The following is an 11,387-nucleotide window of genomic DNA, read 5'->3' as shown; positions in this document are numbered from 1 at the left end:
GTGTGCACCCGGTGAAAGTTTAACGAGAGAGAACTTCCCGGCCAACGGAGCAAGTTGTGTATTTCGTGCCCTTCCGGCGCTCTCGTGTGCACACATAGCTTTACTCCCGTCTCGGAGAGGAACCGGACGGTGGGGGAGCAGTGGACGCGTCGAGCCGCGGTCACACCGCAGCAGGGGCAAGTCGTGGGGGGTTCCGGGCCGAACGGGCGCCGGACGGGCGGTACCGCTGGCAGTTGAAAGCACCGAACGGACGCGTCGTCGCGGTCACTCCGGCCGCGTACGAGACGGCCGGGGACGCGGAGCGCGGCTTCGACGGCTTACGGGCCGCCGCGGAGGGGCTCACGGCCCGGATCACGCACGTCCGGGACGGCATCGGCTGGGTCTGGGTGATCCCCGGCTCGCGCAGCCTGCCGGAGGTGCGGTCCAGCCGCGCCTACGAGCGGTACGCCACCTGCCAGAACGCCTTCCGGCGGTTCGTCGTGCTGCTGGCCAAGCAGCCGGCCCTGGAACGTACCGAACTCTCCGAACGGGGGCCGTCGTTGAGAACCTCAGATGTCCGCTGACCGGCGCGGGCCGCGCCTGCTGACCGTTCCGGTCGGCGACCGCTCGCTGTCCTGGGCGCTGCGCGCGGCGAACGGGCGGCAGCTCGGCGTCGGCGTGCGCACCTATCGCGGCGAGCACGAACTCGCCGACGCGGTCAGAGAGTTGATCATCGAGCGGACCTCGCTGCGATGTACCGTCGGCCAGTCCGAGGCGCGTCTGTGGGTGTGGACGGCCTTCCTGCCGGTCCGCTCCACCCGCCCGGGGGCCGCCGACGCCGCCGGACCGGTGGCCCGCAGCGCCCGCGGATACCTGCGGCGTGATCAGTGCCAGGCCGGCGTGACCGGCTTCCTGGCCGGACTCCAGCGGCTGGGGCAGGAGTTGCGCCGCCCCGGCCGGGAGGACACCTGGCCGTTCTGACGGTCCGTCCGTCGCCGCCCCCAGCCGCCTTCGGGCGGCTTCTCGCGTTGTCCCCGGCGCGGACCCGGTTTCCCCCTCTTCCGGTGAAGCGCAGGTATCCGGCAACCCCCCGAGCCGCCACCTGGAGAAGAACGTCACCGGCCCCTGACCTGCGACTTTCCACCCCTCCACGGCCGTGCTGACCTGTTGCTAAACCTCTCCGAACCGAGAAATCGACAATTGCCGGCGCCGGCTGTCGGCCCTTCCGACGGAACCGCGCCGACCGACAGGATCGGCACTGCCGGAACGGGCCGCCGCGGACGCGGCTCAACGGCCCCGGGACTGACGACCAGTACCCGGGCAAGCGATGTACGTCTCTCCCACCGGAGGAACAGGAACATGCGCAAGACCGCTGCCAAGCTGCTCGCCGCCGCCGCCATCGCCACCTCGGTCGCCACCGTCGCGAGCGGCGTTGCCGTCGCCGACCCGGCCACCGGTGTCACCCCGGCCGCCCAGGACATCGTGGGTGTCGGCTCCGACACCACCCAGGCCGTCCTGAACGGCCTCTCGGCCGGCTACAACGCCTCCCTGGCCGCCGCGGGCAACACCACCTCCCCGCGTCTGTACAGCTGGGACGCCACCGGCTCCGCCACCATCCTCACCAAGACCGGTGCGGACGCCAACTTCACCCGTCCGAACGGCTCGGGCGCCGGCATCAAGCAGCTGGAGCAGAAGACCAGCACCACGGTCGACTTCGCCCGCTCCTCGCGTGGCCGCCAGACCGGCGACCAGGCCAGCGACACCTTCGTCACCCTGGCGAAGGACGCCGTGTCCTGGGCGGCCAAGAACGGTGGCAACGCGCCGGCCAGCCTGACCACGGACCAGCTGAAGGACATCTTCACCTGCGCCAAGACCAACTGGCACGACATCAACACGGCCTGGCCGAACTCCACCATCAAGCCCTTCCTGCCGCAGGCCGACTCCGGCACGCGTGCCTTCTTCCTGAAGGCGATCGGTGGCGGCACCGCCGTCAACCCGGGCGCCTGTGTGGTCTCCGGCACCCAGGAGAACCAGGGCACCGACTCGGTCCTGAACGACAACGACGCGATCGTTCCCTACTCCGTCGCCCACTACATCGGCCAGGTCTGGAACGGCAAGGCCTCCGGCACCGACGCCCAGGGCCCGCTGACCATCCGTGACGTGAACAGCGTCACCCCGGTCGTCCTGTCCGGCACCCCGGCCGTCCACGTCATCAACCCGTCCTTCGCCTCCACCGCGTACGGCCGCGTGATCTACAACGTGGTCCGCCAGACCGAGTGGGCGGCCACCGACACCCACGGCCAGGCCCTGCGCGCCATCTTCGGCACCTCGGGCTGGATCTGCAGCACCGCGGGCGCCGCGATCGTCAAGGACTACGGCTTCCTGGCCCTGCCGGCCGGCGCCTGCGGCTCGACGGTCTGATCCACCGGACCCCGCGTCACCCCGCACCACCTGCTGAACCCGCACCATCCGGCGGCCACGGGCCTCGTGCCCGTGGCCGCCGGCCCACCCGAGAGCCGCCGAAAGGAAGCTGACACGAGATGCGCAGGATCATTGCCAAGCTGCTCGCCGTCGCCACCCTGGCGGGCTCGGCGGCCGGTCTGACCGGGGGCACCGCCCTCGCGGACCCGCCCCCGCCCCTCGTGCCGAACCCGCAGGACATCGTCGGGGTCGGCTCGCACACCACCGGGCCGCTGTTCAACCAGTTCTCCACGGACTACAACGCCGCCCTCGCGAGCGCCGGTGACACCACCTCGCCCCGGCTCTACAGCTTCGACGCCACGGGCCCCTCGCCGATCACGCTCAAGCAGGGCGCCCCGCAGATCGGCCGGCCGATCGACGTCGGCACCGGTCTGGCGGCCCAGCACGCGTGGCCGAGTGCCATCGACTTCGTCCGGTCCGACCGCGGCCCTCAGGCCGGCGACCTGCCCAGCGACCTGTTCGTCGCCTTCGCCAAGGACGCCGTGAGCTGGGCCGCCCAGGCGGGCGGCCACGCGCCGGCCAACCTCACCACCGCGCAGCTGAAGGACATCTACACCTGCGTCAGAACCAAGTGGTCCGACATCGACGCCACCTGGCCGAACGCCACCATCAAGCCCTTCCTGCCGCCGCCCTCCTCCGGCACCCGCGCCTTCTTCCTGAAGGCCCTCGGCGGCGGTGTCCCCCTCTCCCCCGGCGCCTGTGTCGTCTCCGGGCCCGAGGAGAACCAGGGAACCGACCCGGCGCTCAACGACCAGGACGCGGTGTTCCCCTACTCCGTCGGCCACTTCATCGGTCAGGCGTACCTGGGCCGCGGGACGGCGACCGACAGCGCGGGTCCGCTGACCGTCCGCAACATCAACGGCATCATCCCCGTGACGCCCGGCCGGACGATCAACCCCAGCTTCGCCGCGACCGTCTACGGACGGGTCCTCTACGACGTGGTCCGTGATTCCGACTGGAACGCCACCGACACCCACGGTCAGGCTCTTCGGAAGATCTTCGGCGTCACCGGCTGGATCTGCAGCTCGGCCGGCCAGGCCGACACCAGGAGCTACGGGTTCCTGGTCCTGCCGGCCGGTGCCTGCGGCTCCACGACCCACATCTGATCCACCGGCCGATCGTGCGGAGGGCGAGGTACGGGAGCACCTCGCCCCGGCGATCCGACCGCACCACCGAAAGCTTCGGACACCGTTCCCCGCCGGGCAGTGCGGGGCCGGTCGTCCGTCGAGGCGGCGCCCATCGGCCGCCTGCGCCACCAGCACAACCTTTCACCTCTCCCAAGGAGTTCAGCATGTCCCGTACCCGCGCCCGCCTCGCCGCCACCGGTGCCGCCGTCGTTCTTGCCGTGACCGGCATGAGCGGTGCGGCCGTTGCCGACACGACCCTGGCGAGCACGCCGTCCACCGGCAGCGCGGTGGTCAACTCCAGCACCACCTTCCTCAAGGACCAGGCCCTCAACGGGATCGTCGTCATCCCGCTGCCGACCGCGGCTCCCTCGTACGACAGCGCCACCGGCATCAGCACCACCTTCCCGGTGACCGCCGGCGCGGCCAACCTGGCCGGCTACTACGGCGACATCGAGCTCGGTGGCGGTCTGCTCTTCGTCAACGTCTTCACCGGGAAGAGCGCCACCTTCAAGCAGCTGCACTTCAGCGTCGACTCCTGGGCCATCACCGGTGTCCCGGTGGGCGGCACCGCTGCGGTGTCGCTGTTCGACCCGGCCGGCAACACCCAGATCGCCAACAGCGCCGGTACCCAGACCCTGAACTCCTCGGAGCTCAAGATCGACGCCGCGGGCGCCCAGTACCTCGACACCAAGCTGAACACCACCTTCTTCCAGGGCGGCCAGACCATCGGCTCGCTCGCGCTGACCTTCACCCAGGGCAGCTGACCTCGGGTTCCCCGAACCCGGGAGCGCATCACGGCGGACCCGCGCTTCGGCGCGGGTCCGCCGCATGCGGAGTTCCCAACTCCGGTACGGAGTAGTCGCGTTGTGTTCTCGTACACCCGGTCGACCGAATCCGGCCATGTAGGGCTGGCCGAATAGTAGGCAACCGGAGCCGTCAGCCGAGCGCGACCATTCCCTCGTGCCGCCCCGAGCGGCTCGCACATCCCGGAGGTGCCCGCCATGAGAATCCGCGTACCCGATCCGAGAGCGCGAGGGCGGTGGCGCCGACGACTACCGTCGTTGACACTCGTCCTGGCCGTCGTGGGTGCCCTGGTGACGGTGCCGGTGGGCCTCGGCACCCTCACCGAGGCGAAGGCGGCATCCTCGGTGACGGTCCCGGGGCCCAGGGTCTGGCTCCCGGGCAAGATGGACTACGGCGACGCCGGGAGCATCACCGTCTCCCAGGCCGACAACCTGACGGACCAGGTCATCCAGGTCTCCTGGACCGGCTTCACCCCGAGCGTGAGCCGGTACGACGGGTCGCAGGCGTCGAGCGTCGAGCCCGGCAGCGACGCCGTGCTCTATCCGGTCCGGGTCTACCAGTGCCGCGGCGACAAGCCGAAGGTGACTGACTGTTACGGCAGTAGCCTGTTCGAGGCCGACCCGGACAAGGCCTTCGAGAACGTGCGTCCGGAGGCGGGCACGACGACCCCGGACTTCCCGTCGAACATGCGGGTGGGCATCACCGGTGCCGACGGCTCGGGCGCGGTCACGATGGAGGTCTGGTCGAAGCGGCTGAGCCCGCACCTCGGGTGCGACGCCACGCACGCCTGCTCCATCGTGGTCGAGGCCAACTACGGCGGTGACCCGGTCGACATGTACCAGATGCGCGGCGGCCAACCGGACTGCGCCGACCACGGGTTCGACAACGACGGCGTCATCATGGTCACGGCGTCGGACTGGGGCACCACCAACTACAACAACCCCACGACGGGCGCGGCCGCCGGCGAGATGTGCGCCTGGCAGAACGCCAAGGTCGTCCCGATCAGGTTCACCGCCACGCCGGACGAGTGCGACATGCAGGCCCCCGACGTGGTCGCCGCGGGCCAGGAGCTCTCCAACCGCGCCATGCAGCAGTGGGTGGCCGGTCTGTGCCTCGACAAGAAGGCCCCGCTGACGGTCCAGTACACCCCCGCCGGTGGTGACTCGGCGGCCCGGCAGTCGTTCCTGAGCGGTTCACGGGTGGACGTCGGACTGACCGCGGTCCCGGACCGGGAGACCCCGGCCCGGCCGTACGTCTACGCGCCGCTCTCGACGACCGGCATCTCGATCGTGTTCTGGGCGGACGACCCGAACAGCGGACGCCAGTTCAGGGACATGAAGCTGAACGCCCGGCTGGTCGCCAAGCTGCTCACCCAGACCTACCAGGCGAACGGCGTCGTCACGCCCACCGTCGACGGCAACCCGGCCTGCATCTTCGCCGACCCCGAGTTCATCCAGCTCAACCCGCTGCCGGCCGGCTCGGGCCAGGCCTGGCCGGGCTGCGAGGGCGGGCCGGAGAATTCCAGCCCGATCGTGCTGGGAACAGCGAACGACCTGACCTACCAGCTGACCTCGTGGATCGCCGGGGACCCGGACGCCGCCCGGTTCATGGCGGGCGAGCGCGACCCCTGGGGCACCCGGGTCAGCCTGCGCTACATGCGGCCCGACTACCAGGGCTACCCGATCGACCAGCTGATCCGCGAGGACGACACCGGTCTGGCCCAGAAGCCGGGCGAGCCGCCGCTGCCCGACGAGAAGGCGCACTGGAAGCAGTACGAGTGGAACCCGCTGCAGACCAACCTCGGTGAGGTGCTGCGCTACCTGCAGCAGGGGCAGTCGACCGCCCGCAAGCGGGACAAGCAGAACGGCCAGAACCCGCGACTGGACGCGCGCCCGATCGGCAAGCGGATGAACTTCGCGATCCTCGACAGCGCCCAGGCGAAGGCCTACCGCCTCCCCGAGGCCTCGCTGCAGAACGCGGCCGGCGCCTTCGTCGCACCGACGCTCAACAGCCTCCAGGCGGCACTGGGCGACATGCCGGTGGACCCCGCGACCGGCACCCAGCTGCTGCCCTACGGCGAGCCGAACACCCTGTACTCGTTCGACCAGCGGGCGTACCCGCTGGCCGTCGTGCAGTACGCGATGGTGCCGACGGGCGGGCTGTCGGCGAAGAAGGCCGACGACATCACCAAGTTCCTGCGGACGGTCACCGACACCGGTCAACTGTTCGGCGTCGAGCCGGGTCGCCTGCCCGAGGGCTTCCTCCCCCTCACCAAGGAGCAGCGGGCGCAGGCCCAGGACGCCGTCAAGCACGTGGCGGACCAGGACGGCAAGTGGCCGGGCAACCAGAAGCCCCCGGCGCCCGAGCCCGAGGGCGGGAACCCCGAGCCCGGGACGCCCACCGGTGGCTCCGGTGGTACGACGGGCGGCACGGGCGGTACCGGCGGCACCGTCGTCCCCGAGGTCCCGTCCGGCACCACCGGGACCACCGGGACCTCGGGGACCGGCGGCACCACGGGTGGCACCGGTACAACCGGCACCACCGGCGGCGACAGCACCCCGGTGAGCGACGGCACCTCCGGCACGTCCGGCGGCTCCGGGATCTCCGGCGGCTCCGGTTCGAGCGGTCTGGACCCCGACCTCCCGGGCACCGGTGCCGCGGGTACCGCGGGAGCCACCGGAGCCGGCGCGGCCGGCGGCGCGACCGCGCCGGGTGCGGGAGCCACCGGAGCCGGCGCGGCCAGCGGCGCCCCGGCCCAGAACGGCCCGCTCGCGGCGGCCCCGGTCGCGGCCGGCTCGCCGTCTCCCGACCGCTCCGGCGGGGCTCGGCTGCTGCTGCCCATCGCGCTGATCGGCGGCGCGGTGCTGCTGGTCGGCGGCCCGGCGGCGCTGTTCCTGGGCGGAACTCCGGCGGGTGCGCGGGCGACCGCCGCCACCCGGAGCGTGTGGGCGCGGATCCGCCGCCGCCCCTGACACCGCCCGACCCGTGAGGACTCGGCGGGGCCGCCGTTCCGGCCCCGCCGAGTCCCCTTCCCGGGGGCGGGCACCCCTGTCCCGGCGCCTCGCGCCGGGGCGGCGGTTTCCGCCCACCGATCCCTGTACCGAGCAGGTCCCACCGAGCCGGAGAGCAGACCATGACAGCCGCCGCCGAGCCCGCGGCACCCCACGCCGAGGCTCCACGCCAGCCCGACCCCGACGTACCCCGCACCATCACCGCCCCCGCCACCAACGGCGACCGGGTGTTCCGCGGCCTGCTGCGGGCGGCCGGCCTCTCGGTCTTCGCGATCATGGGGCTGATCGCCTTCTTCCTGGTCCTGCGCGGCGGCGACGCGCTGCGCGCGGTCGGCTTCGACTTCTTCACGGAGAAGAAGTGGCAGACCCAGGCACACAACTTCGGCATCGCCTCCGTCCTGCCCAACGGCATCCTGATCGCCGTGATCGCGCTGGTGATCGCCGTCCCGGTGGCGCTGGCCACGGCGATCTTCATCTCCGAGTACGCCCCGCCGAGGCTGCGGGCCACGCTGATCTCGCTGGTCGACCTGATGGCGGCGATCCCCAGCATCGTCTACGGCCTGTGGGGGCTCTTCTTCCTCCAGCCGCAGATCATCGGCACCGTCCGCTGGATGTCCAACCACCTCGGCGACACGATCCCGTTCCTGAAGGTCCGGACCGGTGACATCGGCACCTCCTACACCTCCTCGACCTTCATCGCGGGCGTGGTGGTCTCGCTGATGATCATCCCGATCATCATCTCGCTGAGCCGTGAGGTGTTCTCCCAGGCCCCGCAGGGCGAGCGCGAGGGCGCCTACGCACTCGGCTCCACCCGCTGGGGGATGGTGCGCACGGTGGTGCTGCCGTTCGGACGCGGCGGCGTGATCGGCGCGGTGATGCTCGGCTTCGGTCGCGCGATGGGCGAGACCATCGCTGTCGCGCTGATCATCTCGCCCAGCTTCGACATCATGGGCCACATCTTCGAGAACGGCGCCAACTCGATCTCCGCGCTGATCGCGCTGCGGTTCGGCGAGTCCGACACCCTGTCGCTCTCCGCGCTGATGGCGGCCGGACTGGTGCTGTTCGGCATCACCCTGCTGGTCAACATGGCCGCGAGCTTCGTGATCAGCCGCTCCCGCTCCGGCGCGGCGACGGCGGACTGATCCATGGCCCACCAGAGAACCCGCCACCGGGCCCGCCGACCGCTGCCGCTCCGCCGTGAAGGGACGCACCGATGACCACCCTCGACAAGGCGCCCACAGAAGCGCCCCCCGCCGGCGCACCCGTCGGCGCGTCCCCCGCGGACGCCCCCGGTGACCGGCCCCCCGGGCCGGAGCTGCCGGAGAAGAAGCTGAAGCTCGGCGGCATCACCCGCGACGACGTGTTCACCGTCGCCGGCGCGCTCGTCGGCGCGCTCGGGCTGAACTGGGTGCTGTACGAGCGGGTGCTGCCGTTCAGCGGCGCGCTGGGCTTCGTGCTCTGCTGGTACCTGCTCTTCCTGGCCGGCTACTACATCCTCGGCCGGCAGCAGTGGGGCACGCTGGTGGTCCGCGAGCGCCTGGTCTCGGTGGTCGCCTGGAGCGCCGGCGCCCTCGTGGTCGCGCTGATCGTGGACCAGATCGGCTACGTCGCCTCGCGCGGCTACCAGGCGGCCCAGCACGCGAACTTCTTCACCGAGTCGATGGAGAAGACCGCCTCGCTCTCCCCGATCACCTCCGGCGGTGCCATCCATGCCGTCGTCGGCTCGCTCGAACAGCTCGGCCTGGCCACGCTGTTCGCGGTGCCGCTGGGCATCGCGGCGGCGGTCTTCATGTCCGAGATCGGGGGCCGGCTGGCCCGGCCGGTGCGGACCCTGGTCGAGGCGATGACGGCGCTGCCCTCGATCGTCGCCGGCCTGTTCATCCTCGGCATCGTCATCCTCACCTTCGGCTTCGACAAGAGTGGCTTCGCGGCCTCCCTGGCGCTGACCGTGATGATGATGCCGATCGTCACCCGGGCCGCCGAGGTGGTCATCCGCCTCGTCCCCGGAACCCTGCGCGAGGCGTCCTACGCGCTCGGCGGCAGCCAGTGGCGCACGGTCTGGAACGTCGTCCTGCCGACCGCCCGGCGCGGTCTGGTGACGGCCGTGGTGCTGGGCATGGCGCGCGCCGTCGGCGAGACCTCGCCGGTGCTGCTGACCGCGGGCTTCACCTCGCGGTTCAACGCCAACCCCTTCGAGGGCCCGCAGATCTCGCTGCCGCTCTACATCTGGAGCTATGTCAAGCTGCCGTACGACGCGATGATCGCGCGCGCCTTCGCCGCCGCGCTGACCCTGATGGCGGTCGTGCTGATCCTCTTCGTCACCGCGCGCGTGCTCGGCGGGCGCGGCCCGGGCGAACTGAGTCGCCGTCAGAAGCGCAGGCTCGAACGCGCCTCCCGGGCCTCCGCGCCGGCCGCCCCCGAGGCCGCCGGGCCGCACGTCGTCCGGCCCACCGCCCAGCCCGGCCTCGCCACCTCGGCCGTCGCCACCGGGGGGCACTGATGTTCCGACCCACCACCCTCCGCACCAGAGGAGTCCCCATGTCGCGGGAGGCCGCAAGCCGCCCCCTGGCACGCCCCTTGGCCGTGCTGTTGTCCACCCTGCTAGCGGCCGGGTCCCTGCTGCTGGGACAGGCCGTCCCGGCCAGCGCGGCCTCCGTCGCGCTCACCGCCAGCGGATCCAGCTGGGCCTTCCCGGCGATCGACCAGTGGCGCCAGGACGTCGGCCCGCAGGGCATCCAGATCGACTTCAACGCGGTCGGTTCCGCCCGTGGTCGCGCCGAGTGGAACACCGGTCGCAACGACTTCAGCGCCTCCGACGTGCCGTTCCGCACCACCGTCGACACCGGTGCCGGCGAGGACATCCAGCGCGCCGGTGAGGCGGGCGTGGAGAAGGTCGTCTACGGCTACTCCTATGTTCCGATCACCGCCGGTGGCACGGCGCTGATGTACCACCTCACGGTGGGCGGCAAGCGGGTCAACGACCTGCGGCTGTCGACGCAGACCATCATGGACATCTTCACCAACAAGATCACCAACTGGAACGACCCCAGGATCACCGAGGACTACGGCAAGCAGCTGCCGAACCTGCCGATCACCCCGGTGATCCGCTCCGACGGCTCGGGCGCCACCGCGCAGTTCACCCGCTGGATGAGCCGGACCTACCCCGAGCAGTGGGACGAGTACTGCAAGTCGGTCAACAAGGTGAGCTGCGGCCTGTACACCGAGTTCTTCCCGCGCGCCGGCCGGATGACCGCGCAGAGCGGCTCGGACACCGTCGCCGGCTACATCAAGGCCGGCTCCGGCGAGGGCACCATCGGCTACGACGAGTACGCCTTCGCCAAGAACAGCAACTGGCCGGTCGTGAAGGTCCTCAACCCGGCCGGGTACTACACCCTGCCGACCGCCTCCAACGTGGCCGTCGCGCTGACCGCCGCCCAGATCCGCGGCGTCGACGACAACACCTCGCCGGAAGACCCGAACTACCTCCAGCAGAACCTGGACGGCGTCTACATCAACAAGGACCCGCGTTCCTACCCGCTCTCCAGCTACAGCTACCTGATCGTGCCGCGCAGCAACTCGCTCCAGTCGCTGCCGAAGTTCAGCAACGACAAGGGCTCGGCGCTGAGCCGCTTCCTCGCCTACGTGCTCTGCCAGGGCCAGGGCGAGGCTGACTCGCTCGGCTACTCGCCGATCCCGCGCAACCTGGTCCGCGGCGGTCTGCTGCAGACCAGCCGCATCCCCGGGAACGCCAGCCCGGTCGACCCCAACACCCTCTCCAACTGCAACAACCCGACCTTCAACAGCGCCGGTGAGCTGACCATCCTCAAGACCGCTCCGCAGCCCAGCGAGTGCGACGCCAAGGGCGCCCCGCTGGACTGCAAGACGAAGCCCGGCGGCACCTCGGGCGGCTCCACCACCGGCGGGGCGGCGGCCGGCGGCGCGGGCACCGGCGGTGCCACCGGCGGTGGGACCGGCGGCGCTGCGG

9 protein-coding genes are annotated in these 11,387 nt (G+C 71.3%); all 9 read left to right on the top strand.

Annotated features, from left to right (window positions below; genetic code table 11):
- Positions 1 to 140: 140 nt before the first annotated feature.
- Entirely contained in the window at positions 141 to 563 is a 423-nt protein-coding gene (locus ACFU9E_RS15760; protein WP_380683817.1) for a DUF1508 domain-containing protein, read from the top strand.
- Positions 553 to 960 carry a hypothetical protein gene (locus ACFU9E_RS15755; RefSeq protein ID WP_380683816.1) on the top strand — a complete coding sequence of 136 codons (408 nt, stop codon included), beginning with the start codon at positions 553 to 555 and terminating at the stop codon, positions 958 to 960. Before ACFU9E_RS15760 ends, ACFU9E_RS15755 begins: the two co-directional genes overlap by 11 nt.
- Before the next feature lie 378 nt (positions 961 to 1,338).
- Entirely contained in the window at positions 1,339 to 2,400 is a 1,062-nt protein-coding gene (locus tag ACFU9E_RS15750) for a PstS family phosphate ABC transporter substrate-binding protein (protein ID WP_380683815.1), read from the top strand.
- Between the two features lie 119 nt (positions 2,401 to 2,519).
- Positions 2,520 to 3,566, top strand: a complete 1,047-nt coding sequence (locus ACFU9E_RS15745) for a PstS family phosphate ABC transporter substrate-binding protein (protein ID WP_380690167.1) — start codon at positions 2,520 to 2,522, stop codon at positions 3,564 to 3,566.
- Between the two features lie 185 nt (positions 3,567 to 3,751).
- Positions 3,752 to 4,351, top strand: a complete 600-nt coding sequence (locus ACFU9E_RS15740; RefSeq protein ID WP_380690169.1) for a hypothetical protein — start codon at positions 3,752 to 3,754, stop codon at positions 4,349 to 4,351.
- 297 nt (positions 4,352 to 4,648) lie between these two features.
- Entirely contained in the window at positions 4,649 to 7,363 is a 2,715-nt protein-coding gene (locus ACFU9E_RS15735; protein ID WP_380689755.1) for a hypothetical protein, read from the top strand.
- A 161-nt stretch (positions 7,364 to 7,524) separates the two neighbouring features.
- The gene (gene pstC, locus ACFU9E_RS15730) at positions 7,525 to 8,544 is read left to right on the top strand and encodes a phosphate ABC transporter permease subunit PstC (RefSeq protein WP_380689106.1); all 1,020 of its coding nucleotides are present in this window, start codon (positions 7,525 to 7,527) and stop codon (positions 8,542 to 8,544) included.
- Between the two features lie 71 nt (positions 8,545 to 8,615).
- Positions 8,616 to 9,902: a phosphate ABC transporter permease PstA gene (gene pstA / locus ACFU9E_RS15725; RefSeq protein ID WP_380689104.1), complete on the top strand. Its 1,287-nt coding sequence runs from the start codon at positions 8,616 to 8,618 to the stop codon at positions 9,900 to 9,902.
- Positions 9,903 to 9,940: 38 nt separating this feature from the next.
- The coding region (locus ACFU9E_RS15720) for a phosphate ABC transporter substrate-binding protein PstS (protein ID WP_380715067.1) at positions 9,941 to 11,387 on the top strand (1,447 nt) is incomplete at its 3' end.

This window comes from Kitasatospora sp. NPDC057595 (genome assembly GCF_042800875.1).
Taxonomy (GTDB): Bacteria; Actinomycetota; Actinomycetes; order Streptomycetales; family Streptomycetaceae; genus Kitasatospora.
Note: the sequence above shows the minus strand (reverse complement) of the source record. Positions and strands in the feature narration are given on the sequence as shown.